22 protein-coding genes, 1 tRNA gene and 1 pseudogene are annotated in these 24,476 nt (G+C 72.4%); 13 read left to right on the top strand and 11 right to left on the bottom strand.

All coding sequences use genetic code 11. From position 1 onward, the window contains the following. The first annotated feature begins 67 nt into the window (after positions 1-67). Positions 68-538 carry a large conductance mechanosensitive channel protein MscL gene (mscL, locus tag Sco07f_RS38265; protein ID WP_007452305.1) on the top strand — a complete coding sequence of 157 codons (471 nt, stop codon included), beginning with the start codon at positions 68-70 and terminating at the stop codon, positions 536-538. Positions 539-557: 19 nt separating this feature from the next. Here mscL and Sco07f_RS38260 read toward each other — a convergent pair whose 3' ends face one another. Beyond that, positions 558-734: a hypothetical protein gene (locus Sco07f_RS38260; protein WP_087790602.1), complete on the bottom strand. Its 177-nt coding sequence runs from the start codon at positions 732-734 to the stop codon at positions 558-560. Positions 735-877: 143 nt separating this feature from the next. Between Sco07f_RS38260 and Sco07f_RS38255 the strand changes: the two genes are divergently transcribed. From Sco07f_RS38255 to Sco07f_RS38240, 4 genes are all read left to right on the top strand, one after another. After that, complete coding sequence (locus Sco07f_RS38255; RefSeq protein ID WP_164140278.1) at positions 878-2,113, top strand: low temperature requirement protein A; 1,236 nt, start codon at positions 878-880, stop codon at positions 2,111-2,113. Between the two features lie 132 nt (positions 2,114-2,245). Further along, positions 2,246-3,289 carry a P1 family peptidase gene (locus tag Sco07f_RS38250; protein WP_108990642.1) on the top strand — a complete coding sequence of 348 codons (1,044 nt, stop codon included), beginning with the start codon at positions 2,246-2,248 and terminating at the stop codon, positions 3,287-3,289. A gap of 134 nt (positions 3,290-3,423) precedes the next feature. Further along, complete coding sequence (locus Sco07f_RS38245) at positions 3,424-4,656, top strand: L,D-transpeptidase (protein ID WP_087790599.1); 1,233 nt, start codon at positions 3,424-3,426, stop codon at positions 4,654-4,656. A 168-nt stretch (positions 4,657-4,824) separates the two neighbouring features. Further along, positions 4,825-5,574, top strand: coding sequence for a DUF6227 family protein (locus Sco07f_RS38240; protein ID WP_167468345.1), 750 nt, complete (start codon positions 4,825-4,827; stop codon positions 5,572-5,574). Between the two features lie 87 nt (positions 5,575-5,661). Here the strand turns inward: Sco07f_RS38240 and Sco07f_RS38235 are convergent, their stop codons facing one another. From Sco07f_RS38235 to Sco07f_RS38220, 4 genes are all read right to left on the bottom strand, one after another. Then, the gene (locus Sco07f_RS38235; protein ID WP_108990640.1) at positions 5,662-7,830 is read right to left on the bottom strand and encodes a PTS fructose transporter subunit IIABC; all 2,169 of its coding nucleotides are present in this window, start codon (positions 7,828-7,830) and stop codon (positions 5,662-5,664) included. Between the two features lie 128 nt (positions 7,831-7,958). Further along, positions 7,959-8,906, bottom strand: coding sequence for a 1-phosphofructokinase (gene pfkB / locus Sco07f_RS38230; RefSeq protein WP_054103692.1), 948 nt, complete (start codon positions 8,904-8,906; stop codon positions 7,959-7,961). Beyond that, complete coding sequence (locus Sco07f_RS38225) at positions 8,903-9,664, bottom strand: DeoR/GlpR family DNA-binding transcription regulator (protein WP_007388801.1); 762 nt, start codon at positions 9,662-9,664, stop codon at positions 8,903-8,905. Before Sco07f_RS38225 ends, pfkB begins: the two co-directional genes overlap by 4 nt. Before the next feature lie 220 nt (positions 9,665-9,884). After that, positions 9,885-11,450 (bottom strand): MFS transporter, encoded by a 1,566-nt coding sequence (locus Sco07f_RS38220; RefSeq protein WP_108990639.1) that lies wholly within the window; start codon positions 11,448-11,450, stop codon positions 9,885-9,887. A gap of 62 nt (positions 11,451-11,512) precedes the next feature. Here Sco07f_RS38220 and Sco07f_RS38215 point away from each other — a divergent pair, with 62 nt between their 5' ends. Then, positions 11,513-12,484, top strand: coding sequence for a helix-turn-helix transcriptional regulator (locus Sco07f_RS38215; protein WP_087790595.1), 972 nt, complete (start codon positions 11,513-11,515; stop codon positions 12,482-12,484). A gap of 123 nt (positions 12,485-12,607) precedes the next feature. Here the strand turns inward: Sco07f_RS38215 and Sco07f_RS38210 are convergent, their stop codons facing one another. Both Sco07f_RS38210 and Sco07f_RS38205 read right to left on the bottom strand, forming a co-directional pair. Continuing rightward, complete coding sequence (locus Sco07f_RS38210) at positions 12,608-13,303, bottom strand: TetR/AcrR family transcriptional regulator (RefSeq protein ID WP_108990638.1); 696 nt, start codon at positions 13,301-13,303, stop codon at positions 12,608-12,610. A gap of 501 nt (positions 13,304-13,804) precedes the next feature. Next, positions 13,805-14,803 (bottom strand): sigma-70 family RNA polymerase sigma factor, encoded by a 999-nt coding sequence (locus Sco07f_RS38205; RefSeq protein WP_007388798.1) that lies wholly within the window; start codon positions 14,801-14,803, stop codon positions 13,805-13,807. 224 nt (positions 14,804-15,027) lie between these two features. Here Sco07f_RS38205 and Sco07f_RS38200 point away from each other — a divergent pair, with 224 nt between their 5' ends. Further along, positions 15,028-15,546: a GNAT family N-acetyltransferase gene (locus tag Sco07f_RS38200; RefSeq protein WP_108990637.1), complete on the top strand. Its 519-nt coding sequence runs from the start codon at positions 15,028-15,030 to the stop codon at positions 15,544-15,546. Between the two features lie 90 nt (positions 15,547-15,636). On the opposite strand, the gene Sco07f_RS38195 is transcribed toward Sco07f_RS38200, so the two are convergent. Continuing rightward, the gene (locus tag Sco07f_RS38195) at positions 15,637-16,398 is read right to left on the bottom strand and encodes a dioxygenase family protein (protein WP_042822456.1); all 762 of its coding nucleotides are present in this window, start codon (positions 16,396-16,398) and stop codon (positions 15,637-15,639) included. A gap of 124 nt (positions 16,399-16,522) precedes the next feature. On the opposite strand from Sco07f_RS38195, the gene Sco07f_RS38190 reads away from it, so the two are divergent. Then, positions 16,523-17,014, top strand: a complete 492-nt coding sequence (locus Sco07f_RS38190; protein ID WP_007388762.1) for a MarR family winged helix-turn-helix transcriptional regulator — start codon at positions 16,523-16,525, stop codon at positions 17,012-17,014. Between the two features lie 167 nt (positions 17,015-17,181). On the opposite strand, the gene Sco07f_RS38185 is transcribed toward Sco07f_RS38190, so the two are convergent. Both Sco07f_RS38185 and Sco07f_RS38180 read right to left on the bottom strand, forming a co-directional pair. Further along, positions 17,182-18,726: an MFS transporter gene (locus Sco07f_RS38185; protein ID WP_007388796.1), complete on the bottom strand. Its 1,545-nt coding sequence runs from the start codon at positions 18,724-18,726 to the stop codon at positions 17,182-17,184. A gap of 158 nt (positions 18,727-18,884) precedes the next feature. Beyond that, positions 18,885-19,538: a TetR/AcrR family transcriptional regulator gene (locus tag Sco07f_RS38180; protein WP_108990636.1), complete on the bottom strand. Its 654-nt coding sequence runs from the start codon at positions 19,536-19,538 to the stop codon at positions 18,885-18,887. A 330-nt stretch (positions 19,539-19,868) separates the two neighbouring features. On the opposite strand from Sco07f_RS38180, the gene Sco07f_RS38175 reads away from it, so the two are divergent. From Sco07f_RS38175 to Sco07f_RS38165, 3 genes are all read left to right on the top strand, one after another. Further along, a complete protein-coding gene (locus tag Sco07f_RS38175; RefSeq protein WP_054103685.1) occupies positions 19,869-21,167 on the top strand; it encodes a M6 family metalloprotease domain-containing protein in 1,299 nt (432 codons plus the stop codon). A 55-nt stretch (positions 21,168-21,222) separates the two neighbouring features. Next, positions 21,223-22,875 carry an IclR family transcriptional regulator domain-containing protein gene (locus Sco07f_RS38170; protein ID WP_174855480.1) on the top strand — a complete coding sequence of 551 codons (1,653 nt, stop codon included), beginning with the start codon at positions 21,223-21,225 and terminating at the stop codon, positions 22,873-22,875. A gap of 79 nt (positions 22,876-22,954) precedes the next feature. Beyond that, positions 22,955-23,027: transfer RNA gene (locus tag Sco07f_RS38165), tRNA-Arg, on the top strand. A 107-nt stretch (positions 23,028-23,134) separates the two neighbouring features. Here Sco07f_RS38165 and Sco07f_RS41440 read toward each other — a convergent pair. Next, a pseudogene (locus Sco07f_RS41440) lies at positions 23,135-23,594 on the bottom strand (tyrosine-type recombinase/integrase); the annotation flags it as partial. A 67-nt stretch (positions 23,595-23,661) separates the two neighbouring features. On the opposite strand from Sco07f_RS41440, the gene Sco07f_RS38155 reads away from it, so the two are divergent. Next, the gene (locus tag Sco07f_RS38155) at positions 23,662-23,886 is read left to right on the top strand and encodes a hypothetical protein (protein WP_244942254.1); all 225 of its coding nucleotides are present in this window, start codon (positions 23,662-23,664) and stop codon (positions 23,884-23,886) included. Beyond that, positions 23,883-24,290, top strand: coding sequence for a hypothetical protein (locus tag Sco07f_RS40995; RefSeq protein WP_108990635.1), 408 nt, complete (start codon positions 23,883-23,885; stop codon positions 24,288-24,290). Before Sco07f_RS38155 ends, Sco07f_RS40995 begins: the two co-directional genes overlap by 4 nt. The last annotated feature ends 186 nt before the right edge of the window (positions 24,291-24,476 follow it).

The following is a 24,476-nucleotide window of genomic DNA, read 5'->3' as shown; positions in this document are numbered from 1 at the left end:
CCCAGCGCTGCCGTAGGTTTCGGAACGTTTGGTTCCTACACCTGTTCAAGCGAGGAGTGCTCCCACCGTGAGCGAGAAGAACGAGCCGAGCCTCTTGCAGGGCTTCAAAGCCTTCCTGATGCGCGGCAACGTCATCGACCTGGCGGTGGCCGTCGTCATCGGCGCCGCCTTCACCAAGATCGTCAACTCGGTGGTGGAGGGGGTCATCAACCCTCTGGTCGGGGCGTTCGGCACACAGAGCCTGGACAGTTACAGCTCCTGCCTGAAGGGCCCGTGCACCGGGACCGGCGACAGCGCGACGGGCGTGCGGATCCTCTGGGGCTCGGTGCTGGGTGCCACCCTGACGTTCCTGATCACGGCGGCCGTCGTCTACTTCCTGATGGTGCTGCCCATGGCGAAGTACCTGGCCCGGCAGGAGGCCCGCCGCAAGGCGAAGGAGAGCGCCGAGGAGGTCATCGAGGTCTCCGAGCTGGAGGTGCTCAAGGAGATCCGCGACACGCTGATCGCCCAGCGCGGCACGGGGCACGACCGCTCGTAGCGTCCTCCGGGCACGCGATTCAGAGGTGGTGGGGCGGCTTCTCGTCGAGGAAGCGCTTCAGGTCGGCCGCGCTGTCGCCGTCGGGCCGCTCGCCCCAGCCGCGGTCGGTGTCGTCCGAGGTCTGCTGGTCCAGGGGGTCGTCGAAGACCAGCGCGGGCCTGGGCGCGGGCGGCTCGGGTTCGGGGGTCGTACTCATGGCTCCAGGGTACGGCTCCCACCCCGGACCCGGTCCGGTCCGTCCGGCCGGCCCCGATGAGGCATCCCGCCCGCAGGGCCCGTCCGGCGGGCGGGTGGGTCCGCAAGCGCATTCGCGCCGTCTCTGCTGTGCTGGGAGCCATGATGTCCAGTCCCTCCTCTCCGACCGAGCCCTCCGTCCCGCCGCCCGACGCCCACCCTCCGGTGCGCCGGCTGAAGGCCCGCCACCGGCACGAGGCACACCGCACCGCCACGCCGCTGGAGCTCTTCTTCGACCTGTGCTTCGTCGTCGCCATCGCCCAGGCCGGCGTCCAGCTGGTGCACTCGGTCGCCGGGGGGCACGCCGGCGAGGGTGTCCTCAACTACGCGATGGTCTTCTTCGCCATCTGGTGGGCGTGGATGAACTTCGCGTGGTTCGCGTCGGCCTACGACAACGACGACGTGCTCTACCGGGTCGTCACCCTGGTGCAGATCGCCGGGGTGCTGGTCCTGGCGGCCGGGGTCTCCCGGGCCTTCGAGGACCACGACTGGCTGGCCGTGATCATCGGCTACGCGATCATGCGGGTCGCCATGTCCGCGCAGTGGCTGCGGGCGGCGCGTTCGGCCGGCGGTGCGGAACGGGCGATGGCGCTGCGGTACGCCGGTGGGGTGCTGCTCTGCCAGGTCGGCTGGCTGGGGCTGCTGTTCGTGCCGGACGGCGGCCGGGGCTGGCTGTTCCTGGTGATGGTGGTGCTGGAGCTGTGCGTGCCCGCGTTCGCCGAGCGCGCGCATCCGTCTGCCTGGCATCCGCACCACATCTCGGAGCGGTACGGGCTGCTCACGATCATCGTCCTGGGCGAGACCATCGCCGCGGCCACGGTCGCGGTGAAGTCGGGCATCGAGGAGAACGACGCGCTGGGCGAGGTGCTGCCGATCGCCGCGGGCGGGCTGCTGATCGTCTTCGCGGCCTGGTGGATCTACTTCGTGGTCCCCGTCCACAGTCACCTGCGGTCCAACAGGCAGTCCTTCCTCTGGGGTTACGGCCACTACGTGGTGTTCGCCTCGGCGGCGGCGATCGGGGCGGGACTGGAGGTGGCGGTGGAGCAGGCCGTGGGCAAGGCGCACGTCTCGACGCTCGCGGCGTCCTTCGCGGTGACCCTGCCGACGGCGGTCTTCCTGCTCACGGTGTGGGCGCTGCACGCCCGGCACTTCAAGGTGGGCGTCGCCGAGCAGCTCGTGCTGCCGACGGCCGCGCTGCTGGTGCTCGCCTGCACCTTCCTGGGCGGCGAGGCGGTGCTCGTGGCGGGGATCGTGCTGGCGCTGGCCGTGTCCGCCGGGGTGACGCTGACCGCGCGGCGGACCGGACGGGAGCGGCGCCGGACGGCGGCACCGGCCGCCTGAGCCGCGGCTCCGGTCCCACCACGCTCCGTACCCGCCACGGCGCCGACGGCTGCCGCACCACACCTCACCGACCGCCGCCCCGGTCGCCGCCGGGTCCCGTACCGTCGCCGGCGGCTGGACGAGACTGACCGTATGACAGTTGACGCATTGACGGACGTCGCCGGTCTGCTGGTGGGGCACGCGACGCGTACCGGAGACGGGTGGCTGACGGGGACGACGGTGGTGCTCGCTCCGGAGGGCGGGGCGGTCGCCGGTGTGGATGTGCGCGGCGGCGGCCCCGGCACCAAGGAGACCGACGCCCTCGACCCGCGCAACCTGGTGCGGAAGGTCCAGGCGGTGGTGCTGACGGGCGGCAGCGCCTACGGGCTCGACGCGGCCTCGGGGGTGATGACCTGGCTGGAGGAGCGGGGACGCGGGGTGCGGGTCGGCCCGGACCCGGCGCACGTGGTGCCGGTGGTACCCGCGGCCTGCGTCTTCGACCTGGGGCGCGGGGGCGACTTCCGGGCCAGGCCGGACGCGGCGACCGGGTACACGGCCGCGGAGGCGGCCCACGCGGGCGCGCCGGGCGCGGAGGTGGCCGAGGGGTGCGTCGGGGCCGGCACGGGAGCCGTTGTCGGCACCCTGAAGGGCGGGGTGGGCACCGCGAGCACCGTGCTCGGCTCGGGGATCACGGTGGCGGCGCTGGTGGTGGCCAACGCGGCGGGGTCGGTGACGGATCCGGAAACGGGGGTGCTGTACGGGGAGTTGTTCCGGGGCGGGCGGGTGGAGTACCCGGCGCCGGACGTCCACGAGGCCGCCGGGCGACGGCTGGCCGGGGTCGCGGCGAGGAACGCGCCGCCCCCGCTGAACACCACGCTCGCCGTGGTCGCCACCGACGCCGACCTGTCGAAGGCGCAGGCCCAGAAGCTGGCCGGCACCGCGCACGACGGCATCGCGCGTGCCGTACGGCCGGTGCACCTGCTCAGCGACGGCGACACGGTGTTCGCCCTGGCGACCGGGGAACGTCCGCTCGACGCCGGGGAGCCGCTCGCGCTGAACGAGGTGCTGGCGGCGGGCGCGGACGTGGTGACGCGCGCGATCGTGCGCGCGGTCCTGGCCGCCGAGCCGGTGGACGGTCCGGGCGGGGCCTGGCCGTCGTACGCGGAGCTGTACGGGCCTGCGTCCAGGGCCGGTTGACCCGTCCGCGTTGCGATTGTCCGGGTTTTGTCACGCGTCGCCGTTCCGGGCGGCCGGCGGGAACCCCACCGGCCGCCGGGGCCCTCTACAGGTCTGAAGCGAACAGCGCACAACACCCGAACCTGGAGCAGCCCGTGACAACGCCGGACATAGCCACGCGGCGCGTACTGGGGGCCTGTGCCGCCCTGGTGGTCGGCGCCCTCACCCTCACCGCCTGCGGCGGAAGCGCCAGTGCCGACGACAAGAAGGACGGCAAGGGCGGCACCGGGTCCGCCGACACCTCGGTCGCGAAGCTCGTGATCTCGGCCAAGGACGGGTCGACCGGCGCCTCGATCAACTCGACCGGGGTGAAGGTCAGCGACGGCACGCTGACCGACGTGCGGATGACCGTGGCGGAGAGCGGTGCCGCCGTACCGGGCGCGGTGTCCGGCGACGGCGGCAGCTGGAAGCCGAAGGAGCAGCTGGAGCGGGGCACGAAGTACCGGATCACGGCCCGCGCTAAGGACGCGAACGGCCGCACGGCCGCCGCCGACTCGGTCTTCACCACCGTCTCCTCGGACAACAGCTTCGTCGGCACGTACACCCCGGACGGCGGCAGCACGGTCGGGGTGGGGATGCCGGTGTCGTTCACGTTCGACAAGGCGATCACCGACAGGAAGAGCGTGCAGTCGCACATCACCGTCACCTCCAGCAGCGGGCAGGAGGTGGCCGGGCACTGGTTCGGCGCGCAGCGGCTCGACTTCCGGCCCGAGGAGTACTGGAAGGCCGGTTCCAAGGTCACCATGAAGATCGACCTGGACGGGGTGGAGGGCGCGAACGGCCTCTACGGCGTGCAGAAGAAGACCGTCACCTTCACCGTGGGCCGCGCGCAGGTCTCCACGGTGGACGCGAACACACAGACCATGACGGTCGTGCGGGACGGCAAGACGCTCAAGTCGGTCCCGATCTCCGCGGGCAGCGCCGCGAACCCGACGTACAACGGGCAGATGGTGATCTCGGAGAAGTCCGAGCAGACGCGCATGAACGGGTCGACGGTCGGGTTCGGCGGCGAGTACGACATCCCGGACGTGCCCCACGCGATGCGGCTGAGCCAGTCGGGCACCTTCATCCACGGCAACTACTGGTACAACCGCGGCAACCCGCCGTTCGGCGCCCAGGGCACCAGCCACGGCTGCGTCGGGCTGGCGGACGCCCAGGGCGCACAGGGCGACACCCCGGGCAAGTGGTTCTTCGACAACTCGCTCGTCGGGGACGTCGTGATCGTCAAGAACTCCCCCGACGACACCATCGCGCCGGACAACGGCCTCAACGGCTGGAACATGCCGTGGAGCGAGTGGACCGCCCGAACCACCCAAAACACCGCCTGATGGGGCTGTGAGCAGCAAGTTTTGACGGTTCGTCGGGCCGCGCGGAAACTTTTCGCGCGGCCCCCGCGTTTTTCGTGCGTACGTTTTCTCGGTTCCCGGACATGATGTCCGACCGAGGGGCTACGGTATGCACCCACAAGGTGACATGCAGCAACGCCGGGAGAAACCTTGAGCGTTCCGTACGAGACGGCAGCGTACGAACCACCCGAGTCGCCCGAGTCTCCGGAGGAGCACCTCATGCGGCTGCTCGGACGCGCCCTGAACTCTTTCGAGCTGCCCGACGAGGTCCTGCGGCGGCTGGACTGCGCGCTGGCGCACGACGGTTCACTGCACTCCGCGCACCACAGCGCGGGGCTGCACCGGGAGACGTACCGCCACACCTGGCTGCTCGCCGACGGCTCGGCGCTCACGCTCTGGGAGCTGGTCCACAACACCGCCCCGGGCAGCGAGCCGCAGCACGAGGTCTATGTGGACGAGGAGGAGCTGCGCACCGCGGGCTCCCGGCTGGCGCTGCCGCCCGACACCCCGGATTTCGAACTGCCGGTGCAGGTGCAGCTGTCGCCCGTCCCCACGCCGCGTCACGCGTACGTCCCCGACGCCTCGGCGGACCACGCCCGCCGGCTGCTGCGCCGCGCGGAGAACGCGGACCGGCCGGGCACCGACCTCGCCGACCGGCTGTCGACGGCGTGCGGACACCAGATCACCCAGGCCTTCGGCGGTCCCGGCCGGGCGAGCCGCGCGCGGGTCGGCTTCTCGCTCTACGAGCACGCGTTCCTGCTGCGCGACGGCGTGGAGGTCTCCCTCTGGGAGGTCGAGCACACGGCCACGCCGGACGGGCGGCACATGTGCGAGGTGTACGACAGTGAGGACACGGCCCGCCGGGCGATGGAGCGGCGCGCGGAGCAGGTGTCCCCGTAGGGCAACGGCCGGCCCCTCCCGGAAGGAGGGACCGGCCCGGATGGCGCGGGGCGGGGGTTCGGCCCCGCTGGGCCCGCCCGGTGCGCCCTACGCGGCCACCGGCTGCTTCGCGCCCGGCGTCGGGGCCGCCGGGTCCGCGCCGCCCGGACCCTGGGCCGCCGCTCCCGTCACCGGCTTGCGCAGCCCCTTGAGGACGATCACCAGGGCGGTGGTGACACAGACTCCGGCCGCGATGGCGACCAGGTAGAGCAGCGGGTTGCCGATGAGCGGCACCACGAAGATGCCGCCGTGCGGCGCGCGCAGCGTCGCGCCGAAGGCCATCGACAGGGCGCCGGTGACCGCGCCGCCCACCATGGACGACGGGATGACGCGCAGCGGGTCTGCGGCGGCGAACGGGATCGCGCCCTCGGAGATGAAGGAGGCGCCCAGCACCCAGGCGGCCTTGCCGTTCTCGCGCTCGGCGGCGTTGAAGAGCCGGCCGCGCACGGTGGTGGCCAGGGCCATCGCCAGCGGCGGGACCATGCCGGCCGCCATGACCGCCGCCATGATCTTCATGGCCGAGTCGCTGGGACTGGCGACCGCGATGCCCGCGGTGGCGAAGGTGTAGGCGACCTTGTTGACCGGGCCGCCGAGGTCGAAGCACATCATGAGGCCGAGCAGCGCGCCGAGCAGGATCGCGTTGGCGCCGGACAGGCCGTTCAGCCAGTCGGTCATGCCCGACTGCGCGGAAGCGATGGGCTTGCCGATCACGACGAACATCAGGAACCCGACGACCGCCGCCGAGATCAGCGGGATCACCACCACCGGCATGATGCCGCGCAGCGCCTTCGGTATCGGCACCCGCTGGATCGCCAGCACCACCCCGCCGGAGAGCAGACCGGCCGCCAGACCGCCGAGGAAGCCGGCGTTGACGGTCAGCGCGATCGAGCCGCCGACGAAGCCGGGGACCAGGCCCGGCCGGTCGGCCATCCCGTAGGCGATGTAGCCGGCCAGCACCGGGACGAGGAAGGCGAAGGCCACGCCGCCGATCTGGAACAGCAGCGCGCCCCAGCTGTCGGCCTGGGTCCACACGAAGTGGTCCATCACGGAGGGCGCCTTGTTGATCTCGTAGCCGCCGATGGCGAAGCCCAGGGCGATCAGCAGGCCGCCCGCGGCGACGAACGGCACCATGTAACTGACGCCGGACATCAGCCACTTGCGGAGCTTGGTGCCGTAGCCCTCGCCGGTCTCCCCGCCGCGCTCGACGGGCGTCGTGCCCGGGGACGCGGAGGTGACCTCGCCGCGGGCCGCCCTGTCGCGGACCTCGCCGATCAGCTCGCCGGGCCGGTTGATGGCGGCCTTGACGTCGGTGTCGACGGTGGCCTTCCCGGCGAAGCGTTCCTTGTCGCGCACGGGCACGTCGTGGGCGAAGATCACGCCGTCCGCCGCCGCGATCACGGCCGGGTCGAGGCGGGTGAAGCCGGCCGAGCCCTGGGTCTCGACGACGAGGTCGACGCCGGCCTCGCGGCCCGCGTTCTCCAGCGACTCGGCGGCCATGTAGGTGTGCGCGATGCCGGTGGGGCAGGAGGTGACGGCGACGATACGGAAGGGGCGCCCGCGCTCGTCGGGGTTTTCGCCCGTGCCGCCCGCAGCGGCCCCGGCGGGGTCCTCGCCCGTGCCGCCCGCAGCGGCCTCGGCGGGGTCCTCGCCGGTACTGCCCGGGGCGGCCTCGGCGGAGGCCGCCGCCGAGACCGCCCCGGTGTCCCTGGTCTCTTCGGTGGCGTCCTCGGAAGTCCCCTCGGTGGCACCCGTGGTGGTGCCCGTGGCCGGGGCCGGTTCCTCCCCGCGGATCAGCGCGGCGGCGCCCGCCGCGTCGCCCGCCGAGCGCAGCGCGGCGGTGAACTCGGCGTTCATCAGCTGCCGGGCCAACGAGGAGAGGATCGTCAGGTGGGCGTCGTCGGCGCCCGCCGGAGCGGCGATGAGGAAGATCAGGTCGGCCGGTCCGTCCGCCGCCCCGAAGTCGACGCCGGCCGTGCTGCGCCCGAAGGCGAGCGTCGGCTCGGTGACGTGCTCGCTGCGGCAGTGCGGGATGCCGATGCCGCCGTCGAGGCCGGTCGGCATCTGCGCCTCACGGGCGGCCACGTCGGCGAGGAAGCCGTCCAGGTCGGTCACCCGGCCCAGGGCGACCATCCGCTCCGCGAGGGCGCGCGCCGCCGCTTCCTTGGTGTCGGCGGACAGGTCGAGGTCGACCAGGTCCGCGGTGATCATGTCGCTCATCGCGGGCTCCTTAGCTCGCGTATCGCCCGGTACGTGGGGTGAGGGGCGGGGGCGGGGAGGGGGACGGGGGCACAGCGGTGGGGGCTGGGGGCGTCCCCGGGGAAGGGGGCGGGGAGCGGGGCGGGGAGTCATGGCGCCGGCTCGCCCAGTACGCGGTCCACGGGCACCTCGGCCGTGACGGTCACGGCGGCCGGGTCCAGGTCGTGCGGCGTCGGCATCACGCTGCCGGGCAGCCGGACGGCGGCGGCGCCGTGCGCGACGGCGGAGGCGAGGGCGCCGGGGCCCGTCCCGCCGGCCACGAGGAACCCGGCGAGGGAGGAGTCCCCGGCGCCGACGTTGCTGCGTACGGCGTCCACGCGGGCGGTGCCGAACCAGGTGCCCGCGTCGTCCACGAGCAGCTGGCCGTCGGCGCCCAGGCTGGCGAGCACGGCGCGGGCGCCCAGCTCCCGCAGCTCCTCGGCGGCCTTCACGGCGTCGCCGACCGTGGCCAGCGGACGCCCGACGGCCTCGGCCAGCTCCTCGGCGTTCGGCTTGACCACGTCGGGCCGCTCGCGCAGCGCCCGCAGCAGCGCCGGTCCCGAGGTGTCCAGGGCGATGCGGACCCCGGCGGCGTGCGCGCGGGCGACCAGGTCCGCGTACCAGGAGGGGGCGAGTCCGCGGGGCAGACTGCCGCAGCAGGCGATCCAGGCCGCGCCCGGCGACTGGCGCCGTACGGTCTCCAGGAGCAGTTCGCGTTCCGCGGTGGTGAGTTCGGGGCCCGGCGCGTTGATCTTCGTGAGGACGCCGTCGGCCTCGGCGAGCGCGATGTTGGAGCGGGTGGGCCCGGTGATCGGGACCGGCGCGACCTCGATGCCCTGCGCGTCGAGCAGGTCGGCGACGAGGGCGCCCGGTGCCCCGCCCAGCGGCAGCACCGCGACGGTGCGCTGCCCGGCGGCGGTCACCGCGCGCGAGACGTTCACGCCCTTGCCGCCGGGGTCGACCCGTTCGCCGGTGGCGCGGACGACCCCGCCGCGGTCGAGGGAGGGCACCTCGTAGGTGCGGTCCAGCGACGGGTTGGGGGTGACGGTCAGGATCATGCGCGTACTACTTCCGTGCCGGCGCGCTCGAGGTCGCCGGCGTCCTCGGGGGTCAGTCCGTTGTCGGTGATCAGCAGGTCCACGTCGTCCAGGGCGCCGAAGCGGGCGAAGTGCTCCTGGGCGTACTTGGAGGAGTCGGCGAGCAGCACCACGCGCCGGGCGGCGGTCAGGGCGGCCCGCTTGACGGCGGCCTCGGCGAGGTCGGGGGTGGTCAGGCCGTGCTCCACGGAGAACCCGTTGGCCGCCAGCACGGCCACGTCGGCGCGGATCTCGCCGTACGCGCGCAGCGCCCAGGCGTCCACGGCGGCGTGCGTACGGTGCCGCACGCGCCCGCCGACGAGGTGGAGCTGGATGCCGGGGTGGTCGGCGAGGCGGGCGGCGATGGGCAGGCTGTGGGTGACCACGGTCAGCGAACTCTCCGGCGGGATCGCCGCGGCCATGCGGGCCACCGTGGAGCCGGCGTCGAGGATCAGCGTGCCCTCGGCCGGCAGCTCCGCCAGGGCCGCCTTGGCGATGCGGTCCTTCTCGTCGGCGGCCGTGGACTCGCGCTCGGCGAGGCCCGGTTCGAAGTCGAGCCGCCCGGCCGGGATGGCGCCGCCGTGCACCCGGCGGAGCAGACCCGCGCGGTCGAGGGCCTTGAGGTCGCGGCGGATGGTCTCCGCCGTCACCTGGAACTCCTCGGCCAACGACACCACGTCCACCCGGCCGCTGTCCCGGGCGAGCCGGAGGATCTCCTGCTGCCGCTCCGGTGCGTACATGACCGTTCACCTCCGACCTGTGCCCGAACCTGTGGTTTCACTCGGAGGCTACGTCCGGTTGTCCGAAATGTAAACAGGGTTCAGAAACACTCGGACACAATCAGGCATGAACGGGCATCGGCACGACGAAGGCGGGCCGCCCGGCGCCTTCGCACCGGACCCGCCCGTCCCTGTCCGCTTCCGCGTGACCGTGCCCGCTTCCGCGTGCCTGTGACCGGTCTCAGACCAGAGCCGGCTCCTTCTCCTCCTCCACCCGGTCCTCCGCCCCGCTCCCTTCCACGTGCTGGGCGGGCCGTGCGGGCAGCGCGAACATCAGCAGGAAGATGACGACCAGCACCGCGGCCACCCAGCCCAGCGCGTTCTGGAAGGCGTCCACGTAGGCGGGGCCGATGCGGTCGGGGGTGAGACGGTCGCTCATCGTCCCGAAGAAGACCACCGACACCAGTCCGAGCCCGAGCGCGTTGCCCATCTGCTGCACGGTGTTGATGAGCCCCGACGCCGACCCGGCGTGCTCGCGCGGCACCTGGGAGAGCACCGCGTCGGTCAGCGGCGCGACGATCAGACCCATGCCGAGGCCCATGACGGCCAGCGGAAGCGCCATCTGCCAGGACGTGATGGCGAGCCCGTAGCGCCCGGCCTCCCAGACGTAGAGGAGCACTCCGGCCGCCATCACCAGCGCGCCCGCCTGGAGCACCTTGCGCCCGAAGCGCGGCACCAGCTTCTGCACCGAGATCCCGGCGGCCGTGGACACGGCGATCGAGAACGGTACGCCGGTCAGGCCGGCCCGCAGCGGTGTCCAGCCGAGACCCACCTGCATGTACAGCGTCCACACCAGGAAGAAGACGCCGAGTCCCACCCCGAAGACGGTCTGCACCGCGATGCCGGCCGCGAAGCTCTTCACCCTGAACAGCGACAGCTCCACCAGCGGCGAACCGTCCCGCGCGCTCTTGCGCCGCTCGTGGGCGACCAGGACCGCGAGGACCACGAGGGAGCCGGCCATCGAGAGGTACCCCCACAGCGGCCAGCCCAGCTCCTCGCCCCGGGTGAGCGGGTAGATCAGCATCAGCAGCCCGAGGGTGACCAGCGCGACCCCGACCAGGTCGAGCCGGAGGGCGCGCGGCGCCTTGGACTCCGTGATGAAGCGGCTGCCGAGGACGAGGCCCGCGATGCCGACCGGCAGGTTGATGAGGAAGATGGGCCGCCATTCGAGCCCGAAGAGGTTCCACTCGGTGAGCAGGGCGCCCAGCAGCGGCCCCGACACGGCACCGAGTCCGACGATCGCGCCGAACAGCCCGAAGACCTTGCCGCGTTCGTGCGCCGGGAAGGTGGCGTGCACGATCGACAGCACCTGCGGCACCATCAGCGCGGCCATGCCGCCCTGGAGGATGCGGGAGGCGACCAGCATCTCCGGGTTCGCCGCGAGGCCGCACAGGGCCGACGCCAGGGTGAAGCCGCCGATGCCGACGAGGAAGACCCGCTTGCGGCCGTGGATGTCGCCGAGCCGCCCGCCGGTGATCAGGCCGGCCGCGAAGGCCAGGGCGTACCCGGCGGTGATCCACTGGATCTGGCTGAAGGTGGCGCCCTCGTCCTTCTGGATCGAGGGGATGGCGATGTTGACGATGGTGACGTCAACCAGGTCCATGAACGCCGCGGTCATCACGATCGCGAGCGCGAACCAGCGACGCCGGTCGCCTGCGGCGGGCGCGGCGGTCGAGCCGGGCGAGAGGGACGTGTCGGCCGCGGCCGGCGGGACGGGTGCCGGGTCCGGGGTGTGCGTGGAGGTCATGGAAGGAACGTAGGGGCCCAGTAGGCCGGATCGTGTCCTAGTTCTGCGGCATCCTCGGACGCATGACGACGGACACTCCGGCCCGGCTGCTGACGCTCCTCTCCCTCCTCCAGACGCCCCGCGAATGGCCCGGCGGCGAGCTGGCCGACCGGCTCGGGGTCTCCCGGCGCACGGTCCGGCGGGACATCGACCGCCTGCGCGAACTGGGCTATCCGGTCCAGGCGACGATGGGCGCCGACGGCGGCTACCGGCTGGTGGCGGGCAAGGCCATGCCGCCGCTCGTGCTCGACGACGAGGAGGCGGTGGCCATCGCGGTCGGGCTGCGGGCCGGCGCCGGGCACGCGGTCGCGGGACTGGACGAGGCGTCGGTGCGGGCCCTGGCCAAACTGGAGCAGGTGCTGCCGTCCCGGCTGCGCCACCGGGTCGCCACGCTCCAGTCCGCGACCACGCCGCTGACCAGCGGGGACGGGCCGAGCATCGCACCCGAGACGCTCACCGTGATGGCCTCGACGGTGGCCGGGCACGAGCGGCTGCGGTTCGCGTACCGCGCGGCGGACGGGACCGGGACGCGACGCGTGACGGAGCCGTACCGGCTGGTGTCGACGGGGCGGCGCTGGTACCTGGTCGCCTACGACCTCGACCGGGACGACTGGCGAACCTTCCGGGTCGACCGGGTGAGCGAGCCCTTCGCCACGGGGGCACGCTTCGCTCCCCGGGAACTGCCGACCGGGGACGCGGCCGAATACCTGCGGCGCTCGATGCAGCGGCGGAACGACTCCTACGAGATCTCCGTCGTCTTCCACGCCCCGGCCGAGGCCGTCGCACCCCTGCTGCCGCACTGGATGGGAGTGCCCGAGCCGGAGGACGGCTCGGCGTCGTGCGTGGTCCGGGCGACCGTGTCCGGCTCGGTGGACTGGATCGCGGCCCGGCTGGCGACGACCGGACTGGAGTTCCGGGTCCGGGAACCGGCCGAACTGGTGGAGTGCGTACGGGAGCTGGGAGCACGCCTGGGCCGTGCGGCGGAGGCCGAGTAACCGGCGGGCCCTTGGGGGGACGCGGGCTCGGTTGACCGGCGGCGGCCCCTCCAGGGCGCCACGGGCGGGAGGGGCGACCGACGACGGCCCTCGGGACGGCACCGGCCCGTCACCCGCCCCCCGTCACGGTGGCGTCGGGTCGGTCTCCCAGGTGAACCCCCGCAGCGTCTCCAGGTTCAGCAGGGCCTGCTCCAGGGGGCTGCGCGCACCCTGCGGGGACGATGCCGCCCAGTGCTCCACGGCGACGCGCACGGCCGCGCCCGCCACCGCACCGGCGAAATGCAGCCGGGGAGCGGCGGCCAGTCGTGCGGCAACGTTGTCGTCATCGCCGGACATCCGCGCGGCCAGCGCCTCCACCAGCCCCCGCTCCGTGGCGTGGCAGACCTCCGCCCACACCTTGCGCAGCGCCGGGCTGCTCCCGGCCAGGCGGATGAGGGTGGCCGCCCACTCCCAGGAGGGCGCCGAGACACCCGCGCCCGGGGTCAGCGTGTGCCGCACGGCGTGCTCCAGGGCCTCGGGCGGGGACAGTTCGGCCGGGGCTTCGCGCACCGCGTGCACCCAGCGCTCGGCGCCGAGCGCGTAGAGCGGGGCGATCGCCTCCTCCTTGGCCGCGAAGTAGCGGTAGAAGGTGCGCGGGGCGACTCCCGCGGCCCTGGCGATGTCCTCGGCGCGGGTGGCCCGCAGGCCCTGGCCGGCGAAGAGGCGGGCCGCCGCCCGGGCGATCTCCATCCGGGTCTCGGCCTTGCGCCGCTCGGTCAGGGAGACGGACCCGGACGGACCCGGTCCGGGGTCGGGAAACACGGGAACGGTGCTGCTCACTTCGGCAGGCTATGCCGCTGTGGCAGAATTTGCCATTCGGCGGGCCACCCCGGGGTTCAGGTTCGGGGTGCCCCGCCCCTCCCGCCCCTGCCGCACTGCTCCGGTCCTCCCGCGCTGCCCCGCCCCTGCCGCACTGCTCCGGCCCGCCGCCGGCCTCCAGCCACGGAAAGAGCCGGGCTGCGGCGCCCCGGGGGGAGGGGCGCCGAGCCCGGCTCGGGAAGTCCCGGCGCCGGGGGGAGTGCGTCGGGACGTGGTCCAGTGTGCTGTTGTGCTGTGCCGGGGGCGCGGTCCGAGCCGTGTCCCGGGCCCGGTCCGGGGCCCGGGGGAACGGGCCGGACAACGGGCTCGAACGTCTCTTGCCCGGCCCCGGCGGGTTGAAGCAGCGTTGTACGGCCATGTTTGCGCCGGGTTCAGCACCCGGCGTACGCCCCACCCGCCACGTCACGCCCCCGTGTCACGAGGCGGCCGGGCCGCGCGGCCCGGCCGTCGTCTCCGGCGACTTTACGCGGCCGCCTCGAAGCCGGTGTCGCGGGCCAGCTTCTTCAGCTCCAGCAGCGCGTGCTTCTCGATCTGGCGGATGCGCTCGCGCGTGAGGCCGTGCTCCTTGCCGACCTCGGTCAGCGTGCGCTCGCGGCCGTCGTCGATGCCGTACCGCATCTTGATGATGGAGGCCGTGCGCGGGTCGAGGCGGCCGATGAGGTCGTCGAGCTCCTCGCTGCGCAGCAGGGTCAGCACCGACTGCTCGGGGGACACGGCCGAGGTGTCCTCGAGCAGGTCGCCGAACTGGGTCTCGCCCTCGTCGTCCACCGACATGTTCAGCGAGACCGGGTCGCGGGCCCAGTCGAGCACGTCGGTGACGCGCTCCGGGGTCGAGCCCAGCTCGGCCGCGATCTCGGCGGGCTCCGGCTCACGCCCGTGCTCGCGGTTGAACTCGCGCTGCACGCGCCGGATCCGGCCCAGCTCCTCCACCAGGTGGACGGGCAGCCGGATGGTGCGCGACTGGTCGGCGATGGAGCGGGTGATGGCCTGACGGATCCACCAGGTCGCGTACGTCGAGAACTTGAAGCCCTTGCGGTAGTCGAACTTCTCGACCGCGCGGACCAGGCCGGCGTTGCCCTCCTGGATCAGGTCCAGGAGCGGCAGGCCGCTGCGCGGGTAGCGGCGGGCGACGGCGACGACCAGGCGGAGGTTGGAACGGATGAAGACGTCCTTCGCCCGCTCGCTCTCGTCGATCAGGGTCTGGAGCTCCTCGCGGGTGGCGTCCGCCCCGGTCTCCTCGTAGCCTTCGAGGACCTGCCGCGCGAACACACCCGCCTCGATGGTCTGGGACAGCTCGACCTCCTTGGCGGCGTCGAGCAGCGGTGTCCGGGCGATCTCGTCGAGGTACATGCCGACCAGATCGCGGTCGGCGAGCTCGCCGCCGTTCGCGCGGACGCTGGTTGCCGAGCCGGAGGTCTCGCCGGTGGCGGACTTACGACGGGCGACGGCACGGGTTGCCATGCGTGCTCCCTTGCGATGGTGGTTCAGCGGGTGGTCCTGTGGACGCCCGGGCGCCTTGCGGGGTGTCTCCGTTGTCTCCGACCCCTCTCGGGCTCGTTCTCGGGACTCTCCTCGGGTGCCCTGCATCCGATGGAAACAACGACTGGAATCCGGACAGAATTCCCAACCCGCCCCTCGATTTTTCTGATCATGCAGTACCCTGTGCCGCCACACGAGGAGGGGTGATGCCACCAGGAACCGCCGAGGTCCAGGTCAGACCGGGAGTCGAGGGGGATCTCAAGGCCCTCACCGACCTCTACAACCACTACGTGCGTGAGACGCCCGTCACCTTCGACACCGCGCCCTTCACCCCGGAAGAGCGCCGCCCTTGGCTGCTCTCCCATCCTGAAGACGGTCCGTACCGCCTGAGGGTTGCCACGGACGCGGACTCACAGGAGATTCTGGGGTACGCCACGTCCAGCCCCTACCGCGCGAAGGCCGCCTACGGGACCTCGGTGGAGACCACCGTCTACGTCGCCCCGGGCGCCGGTGGCCGCGGCATCGGCACACTCCTCTACACGTCCCTCTTCGACGCCCTGGCCGGCGAGGACCTGCACCGCGCCTACGCGGCCGTCGCCCAGCCCAACGACGCCTCGGGGCGACTGCACGCGCGCTTCGGCTTCCGGCACGTGGGCACGTACCGGGAGGTGGGCCGGAAGTTCGGACGGTACTGGGACGTGGCCTGGTACGAGAAGCCGCTGTAGCCCACCGTCCATCGCCCCTCGCCCCTCGCCCATCACCCCTCGCGCAGCGTCCCGTCGCCCGGCACCGGACCCCCGGTCACCGGCCCGCGCTCAGCCGAACTGCACCGAGCGCTTGGCCAGCCCCATCCAGAACCCGTCGATCACCGACCGCCGCAGATCCAGCTCGCCGGCCGCGTCCGCCGCACCCATGGTCACGAACAGGGGCGCGAAGTGCTCGGTGCGCGGGTGGGCGAGCCGCCCCGCCGGGGACTTGCGGGCGAAGTCGAGCAGCCCGTCCACGTCACCGCCGTCCAGTGCGCGCCGTCCCCAGTCGTCGAACTCCGCGGACCAGGAGGGGATGCCGCCCTGGCGCAGCGCGGCCAGGTTGTGGGTGAAGAAGCCGGAGCCGATGATCAGCACTCCCTCGTCGCGCAGCGGCGCGAGCCGGCGGCCGATCTCCATGAGCCGCGCCGGGTCGAGGGTCGGCATGGAGACCTGGAGGACCGGGATGTCGGCGCCGGGGTACATCTCGACCAGCGGCACGTAGGCGCCGTGGTCGAGGCCCCGGTCGGGGACGTCCTGCACCGGCGTACCGGGAGCCCGCAGCAGTTTGCGCACGGACTCGGCGAGCGCGGGGGCGCCGGGGGCCTCGTAGCGCACCTGGTAGTAGTGCTCGGGGAAGCCCCAGAAGTCGTAGACCAGGGGGACGGTCCGGGTGGCGGCGAGGGCGAGTGGGGCCTCCTCCCAGTGGGCGGAGACGACGAGGATCGCCTTGGGACGGGGCAGGGCGGCGGACCAGGCGGCGAGTTCGCCGGGCCAGACGGGGTCGTCGGCCAGGGGCGGGGCGCCGTGGCTGAGATAGAGGGCGGGCATGCGCTCCTGCGGGGCGGCGGCGGTCATGACGGCTCCTCCAATACTTGAACTCTCAATCTCTACGTGCCGTCAATCTACCCCCGTTTTGTTTAACATTCAAGGAACCGTCTCGTACAGTGGACGCATGAACGACGAACCCCGATGGCTCACCGCCGAGGAGCAGCTCGTCTGGCGCTCCTACATCGAGGCCGCCACCCTCCTCGAGGACCACCTCGACCGGCAGCTCCAGCGCGACGCGGGCATGCCCCACGTCTACTACGGCCTGCTGGTCAAGCTGGCGGAGTCACCGCGCCGGCGGCTGCGGATGACGGAGCTGGCCAAGTACGCCAAGATCACCCGGTCCCGGCTCTCGCACGCGGTCGCCCGTCTGGAGAAGAACGGCTGGGTCCGCCGTGAGGACTGCCCCTCCGACAAGCGCGGCCAGTTCGCCATCCTCACGGACGAGGGGTACGAGGTGCTGCGCCGCACCGCACCGGGCCACGTGAACGCCGTGCGCCAGGCGGTCTTCGACCGGCTCACCCCGGAACAGCAGAAGTCCCTCGGCGAGATCATGCGGATCGTCGCCGAGGGACTTCAGCCGAGCGAAGCGGGTGCGGACCTGCCCTGGCTGCGCTGAGCGCGCGGCCGGGGCAGGTCCGGGGGAACCGTGCGTGCGGGGCGTCCCCTCCCCGCCCGCACGGGTGGAACAGGAGCCCGAGCGGGTGCTGACACCGGGTCCGGCGTCGCCAGTGGTCCGACACCGGGTCCGGCGTCGTCAGTGGTTCGACACCGGGTCCGGCGTCGTCAGTGGGCGACGACCGGCACCCGCAGCTCGTCCTCGGCCTCGTCGCCCGTACCGGAACCGGTGACGGCGGGGCCGCCCGGCCGGCCGGCGTTGACGAGGGTCAGGGCGAGCGCGGCCGCCACGACCAGGATGCCGACGGCGAACCAGATCGCGCTGGTGTAGCCCTGCACCTGCCCCTCCAGCTGGACCAGCTGCTGCTGGGACCGGGAGGACGCGCCGCCGATGTGGTCGGCGATGTAGGACGTGGTGGCGGAGGCGGCGATCGTGTTCAGCAGCGCCGTACCGATCGCGCCGCCCACCTGCTGCGAGGTGTTGACCATCGCGGAGGCGACACCGGCGTCCCGCGGCTCCACGCCCATGGTGGCCATGGACATCGCCGGCATGAACGCCGTACCCATGCCGAGGCCGAGCAGCAGCATGCCGGGCAGCAGCACACCGGCGTAGGAGGTGTCGACCTCCAGCTGGGTCAGGAACAGCATGCCGACGGCGGCGACCAGGAAGCCGGGGCCCATCAGCAGCCGGGGCGCGACCCGGGTCATCAGACGGGTGCCGATCTGGGTGGAGCCCGTGATCATGCCCGCGATCATCGGCAGGAAGGCGAAGCCGGTCTTCACCGGCGTGTAGCCCTTCACGATCTGCAGGTAGTAGGTCAGGAAGAGGAACAGGCCGAACATCGCGATGATGGCCAGACCCAGCGAGAGGTAGATCCCGCCCCGGTTGCGCTCGGTGATCACGCGCAGCGGCAGCAGCGGGGCCTTGACCCGGGACTCGACGATCACGAAGGCCAGCAGCAGCACGGCCGAGCCGACGAACATGCCGACCGTCACGGCGTCGCTCCAGCCGTTGGACTCGGCGCGGGTGAAGCCGTAGACGAGCGCGACCAGGCCGAGGGTGGACAGGATCACGCCGGGGATGTCGAGCGGCGAGCGGTTGCGGCCGCCCTTGGGCTCACGGATGACCAGGTACGCACCGGCCGCGGCGACGATGGCGAACGGGATGTTGACGAAGAACGTCCAGCGCCAGTTCAGGTACTCGGTGAGGAAGCCGCCGAGGATCAGACCCACGGCGCCACCGCCACCGGCGATCGCACCGTAGATGCCGAACGCCTTGGCACGCTCCTTGGCGTCCGTGAACATCACGGCGAGCAGGGAGAGCGCGGCGGGCGCGAGCAGGGCACCGAAGACGCCCTGGAGGGCGCGGGAGCCGAACATCATCGCCTCGTTGGTGGCCGCGCCGCCCAGCGCGGAGGCGACGGCGAAGCCGGCCAGGCCGAGGACGAAGGTGCGCTTGCGGCCCCACAGGTCGGCTATCCGGCCGCCGAACAGCAGCAGTCCGCCGAAGGCGAGGGCGTAGGCCGTGACGACCCACTGCCGGTTGCCGTCGGAGATGCCGAGGTCCTGCTGCGCGGAGGGCAGGGCGATGTTCACGATGGTGGCGTCGAGGACCACCATCAGCTGGGCGAGCGCGATGAAGACCAGCGCTTTCCAGCGGCCGGCGTCCGGGGCGTCGGTGACGCCGGAGGCCTTGACGGCTGATTGAGACATGGGGATACCCACTTCGGACTTCGTGACGGAAAAAGATGAGAAAAGGGACGACTGAACCCGCGGCGACGGGCGCTACCGGCACAGTGGCCGACGCGACCCCGGCGTCGAGGGCGGAACGATCGTGACCGGATTCGGACCGGTCGGAGGAAGTGGCGGAGCTACTGGTCGCAGGGCCGGCGCAGATCCTCCAGAGTCACGGCCGCACCCGGCAGGGCGGAGCGGGCGGGAGCCCGCAGCCCGTCCAGGAACAGCTGAAGATGGCGATGGACGAACCGGTCGGCGCTCACGCACCCCGTACCGGCCGGGGGCCGACTGAGCTGGGCGGCGGCGATCATCAGATCGCCCACGCCCACGTCGCCACGGAGCTGACCGGCCACCTTCGCCCGGTCCATGACCTCGGCGACGAGTCGTTCGACCCGTTGGCGCGCCGCTTCCAGGTCGGGGTGGTGCTCGTCGAACGTGCTGGACACCATGGGGCACAGCGCGCTGATGCGCTCGTCGACGGAGACGTGCACGAAGCGCTCCAGCGCCTCGAACGCGTCCCCGGTCTCTTCGAGCGCCAGCTCGGCCGCCCGTGCCGTACGGTCCATGACCGAGCAGACGACCTCGCGGACGAGGGCGTCGCGGTCGGGGAAGTTGCGGTACACCGTGGCGTTGCCGACGCCGGCCCGGCGGGCGACGTCGTCGAGCGGCACGTCCGGCCCGTGCTCGACGAACATCTCCCGGGCGGCGGCGACGATCCGCTCCCGATTGCGCAGAGCATCGGCGCGGGGCCGGGCCACCTTGCGCTGGTCGGGGATCGCGGTCTGCACGGCGTACTCCTTTGGTCTGTGAGGTGTGTGGGGCCCGCGAGGCGGGTGGTTCGGCTCCGCGGCTCCACTGGTTGCGCGATCCGGGGAGGGAATCCCCGTTTCGCTCGGACACAGGTCTAAACGGGGAAACGATCCCCGGTTATTTCCCGGCGCCGAAGATCTTTTCCGTGACCTGGGTCACACCCCGACCGGGCCGGTCCCCCGATCGGCGGCTACCGGCGAGAAACCCACGATCGGCCTCTCCAGCGCGCGCCCGCCCTCCCGTCGGCCCAGGGTGAGCCCAAGGGCGCAGCCGGTGTCGGGCGGCTGCCGTGGCACGGGGAGGTCCGCATGCAGCCGCACGGGCAGGTGCAGCCGCCGAGCCGCCGCATACGCCCGCGCCGGCTGACCGCGGCCGGGACCGTCGCCGTCCTGACCCTCGCGCTCAGCACCTCGGCCGGCACCGGCCGGCTCGCGCCCGGCACCTCCACCGCGGGCCCCGGCCCCGCCGCCCTCTCCCGCACCTCCGCGCACGGCCCCTGCATGATCAGCGGCGGCCCCGAGATCCAGATGTCCGAGGGCGTGCCCACCTCTTCCGGCTACGCCCGCTCGACCGGCACCGTCCGCGCCCTCACCCTTATGATCGACTTCTCCGACGCGCCCGGCGAGGGCAAGGCGCTCGACCGGTACGCGGAGTTCTTCCCGAAGACCGAGGAATGGTTCCGCACCAGCAGCTACGGCCGCCTCGACTACCGCCCCGAAACCCCGATCCGCGACTGGCTGCGGATGCCCAAGTCCTTCGCGGAGTACGGCATAGAACGCGGCGCCCCCTTCGAGCCCGGCTACCGCAAACTGGTCCAGGACCTGGTCGCGGCGGCCGACCCGAAGGTCGACTTCCGCTCGTACGACCTCGTGAACGTCCTGGTCACCCCGAACGCGGGCCCCTCCGCCCTGGACACGGTCCTGTCCGTGACCTTCGCCGGGAACCAGGAGGCCCCGGTCGCCGACGGCGTCCCGGTGGCCAACGCCTCCTTCGTCTACTCCCGCCAGGACGACGGCTCCGGCTCCTACGACGAGACCGGCTACCGCGTACTCCCCCACGAGAACGGCCACGTCTTCGGCCTCCCCGACCTCTACACCCAGGAGGGCGGAGGCGCCGTGGGCCACTGGGACATCATGAGCGAGGACTGGGGCGCCAACAACGACCTCCTCGGCTGGCACAAGTGGAAGCTGGGCTGGCTCGACCGCACGCAGGTGCACTGCGCGTCCGCGCCCGGGACGACCGAGTACACACTCACCCCGCTGGCCCGCAAGGGCGGCGACAAGCTGGTGGTCCTCCCGCTGAGCGGCACCTCCGGGTACGCGGTCGAACTGCGCACCCGCGAGGGCAACGACGAGACGGTGTGCCGGCCCGGCGTACTGATCTACAAGGTCGACGCGGACGTGGACACCGGAATGGGTCCGGTACGCGTCTACGACTCCGAGCGCGACAGCGGCGGCTGCACCCGCAGCCCCAACGTCCACGCCGAACTCTCCGACGCCACCTTCACGGAGGGCGAGACCTTCAAGGACCCGCGCAAGGGCGTCACGATCAAGGTGACGGGCAAGGACGGGACGGGAGACGTAGGGGTCCGGGTCACTCGGAAGTGACGGGCGGGGCGGGCTACCGTGGGCGCCCTGCCGTGACCGCCGGACCGGAGAGCCGATGCCCGCCCACACCACTCACGTCCCCCCGGCCGAAGCGGTCCCCCCGGCCGAGGCGGTCGCCCCGACCGACGCGGTGGCGCCCGCCGAGGCGGTCGCGCCACTCCTCCGCGGCATCGCCGTACTCCGCCGGCTGACCGAGGCGCACGACGGCACCCTCAGCCTCAGCGCCCTGGAGAAGACCACCGGCCTGGCCCGCTCCACGGTCGACCGCCTCACGGCGACCCTCGCCCGCATGGGATACGTCCGCCTGGACGGCCGCGACGTGACCCTGGCCCCCCGCCTGATGGAACTGGGCAACGCCTACCTGGCCGCCCTCCACCTCCCCGACCTGCTCTCCGCCCGCGCCGACGCCCTCGCCGACGAACTGGACGAGTCGGTGTCCCTGGCGGTCGGCGACCGGGACGGGGTCCGCTTCATCCACCAGGCCACCCGCCGCCGCGCCATGTCCCTGAGCTTCCGCATCGGCGACCTGCTCCCGGCCGAACGCACCGCCCCCGGCCCCCTCTTCGCCACGCAATGGACGGACGCGGACTGGCACCACTGGCGAGAACGCCGAGCCGCGGACCCGGCGAACCACACCTTCCCCGCCGTACCGCCCCGCGAACACCCCACCCCCGACGACGACTTCGTCCTCCGTACGTCCACGGCGGCGAGCGACGGCTACGCACTGGACGACCAGCTGATCGAACCGGGCCTGGTGGCGCTCTCGGTCCCCGTACGCGACCTACGGGACCTACGGGACCTACGGGGCCCCGGCACCGGCCGCCTGGCCTGCGTGGCGAGCGTGGTGAGCCACACCAGCCGCCACACGGCACCGGACCTGCGGACGGCGCTGCTCCCCCGCCTGCGCGCGGCGGTGACGGCCATGGAGACCGACCTGCGCACGGCCGCACCCCCGACCCCCGGACCGCCCCGCACAGACCTGGCCACTTGGACCGGCGCGTCGAAACAGGAACTCGGCCGGGAGTTCGTGGAGTCCCTGGCCCGCGGCCTGACCGTCCTGACCGCCTTCGGCGAGGGCCGCTCCGCGCTCACCCTGACCCAGGTCGCGAAGGCGACGGGCCTGACCCGGGCAACCGCACGCAGGGCCCTGATCACGCTCACGCACGCGGGCCTGGTCACCCCCGCCCCCGACGCCACCTTCACCCTCACCCCCCGGGTCCTGTCCCTGGGCTTCCCACCCCTCTCCCGCACTTCCCTCCCCGAGATCGCCCAGCCCCACCTCACGGCCTTGGCCGACCGCGTCCACGAATCGGCCTCGCTGGCCGTCCTGTCCGACTCGGGCGAGGAAATCCAGTACACGGCCCAGGCCTCCGCGCCCCACGTCCTGAGCGCCCGAGTCACACTCGGCACCCGCCTCCCGGCCCACGCGACGGCCCTGGGCCGCGTCCTGCTGGCCCACCCCGAGGTCCGGGCCCGGGGCTACGCCCTGGTCGACGAGGAACTGGAAGCCGGCCTGCGCGCCGTCGCGGTCCCGGTGCACGACCGCACGGGAAGGGTGGCGGCGGCGATCAACGTCGCCACACACGCGGCCCGCCGCACACCGACGGCCTGCGAAACGGAGCTCCTCCCGGAACTGTCCCGAACGGCGGCCGCCATCGAGGCAGACCTCCGCGTGGCGGGCCGCTTCGTCCACGTCCCCCCGACGTGACCCACACCCCGGCCTCCCCCTCCACCCCCGCCTCCGATCCGCTAACCTGTTGGCACCGCCGCCCACAGCGGCACGCCCCGCCTTCGTAGCTCAGGGGATAGAGCACCGCTCTCCTAAAGCGGGTGTCGCAGGTTCGAATCCTGCCGGGGGCACAGCAAGAAGGGTCAGCTCAGGAGGGGTTTCCTCCCAGGCTGGCCCTTCGTCGTGTCCGGGGCCGTGCCACACGCGGGTCACTAATGCCACGTGGATGCCACATCCTCTACCCCGAGGCCCCTCCCCCGCCGTCGCGGATCATGGCCCCGAGCCGGTCGACGATGGCCCGGTCCCGGTCGCTGGTCATGTGCTGATAGATCAGCGCGGCTCGGGAGCTGCTGTGCCCCATCCGCGTCATCAGCTCCCGCGTACTGGCCGGCCGTCGAAGCCAGCGTGTTGCCCGTGTGCCGAAGATCGTGGAAGTGCAGCTCGGCCGTGACGCCCGCAGCTTTCCGGGCCTTGACCCAGTCGTCCCGGAAGTTGCTCCGCCGCAGCTGCCCGCCCTGCGGCCCGACGAAGACGTGCCCCTCACGGCCGGGAGCGGCGAAGTGCTCCAGGTGGTGCGTGACCGCGTCGAGCAGTTCGGCGGGGAAGGAGACGGAGCGCACCCCGGCCGCGGATTTCGGCGTCTTGTCGAAGAGCCGGCCGTCCTGCAACTCGGCCTGAGCCCGGCGAACGATGACGGTCCGATGCCGAGCCACCGCCTACCCGTTGAGCGAGGTCCGTTCCATCCCCTTGGGATCACACGACGCCATGAGCCCATGCCTGGCACTGCGCTGGCTACGCGAGCGCACGCAGCACATCACCGACCAGCTCGACGCCGCATACGCACAGCCGGTCCTGCACTGGCTGACGGACGACGCCGAACACGAACGGGCCCTCGCCTACCTGACCAGCGGCACGGGTGACCAACTCACTCTCTACGACGAGAGCACCCGCTACGTGCTGCTGGCCTACCCGGCGGGAGCGACCCCATGAACGGGCCCACCCGCGGCTACTGGTGCGAATGTTGGACCGAGGAAGTTACCAGCACAGGAGGGCTGGCGCGCCTTGCATCGTTCGACGCATACTCGGCACCCCAGGCAGACCGCTGGGTAGCCATCGCTCTCCACACCATCTCACCGGCGCTCGACTCCGACGCGTCGGACGAAGCGTGGACGTGGCTGTACGAAGAGCACGCCGAAACCCGCAGAGCCCTGATGCGCTCCGAGCCCTGCACGGTAACCATCACCCATGCCGACGTCCGCATCACCTGGACGATCCGACCAGTGCTCTTCCTGCCCCTCGCACACCGGCAAGACGCCGAACTCCCAGCATGCGCACACAGCTTTAAGCCCCACCGCACAGTGTCGAGTCCCTGTCGGGTCTCAGGTGATGCTTGACGATTCGGCGTCAGGTGATGCTTGACGTCTGACCTAGACATCGTGGCTTACTGGCTGCCATGACGGACCGTTTCCCTGAGATCACCTCCGTGGAGGAGTTCATCCGGCTGCGGGAGAGCGAGGATCCGGCGGAGTACAACCGCTCGGCGTGGGCAGCCATGCCGCTGTCAGTCTGGTGGGACCTTG

This window comes from Streptomyces coelicoflavus (assembly GCF_003112555.1).
GTDB classification, from domain to species: domain Bacteria; phylum Actinomycetota; class Actinomycetes; order Streptomycetales; family Streptomycetaceae; genus Streptomyces; species Streptomyces coelicoflavus.
Note: the sequence above shows the minus strand (reverse complement) of the source record. Positions and strands in the feature narration are given on the sequence as shown.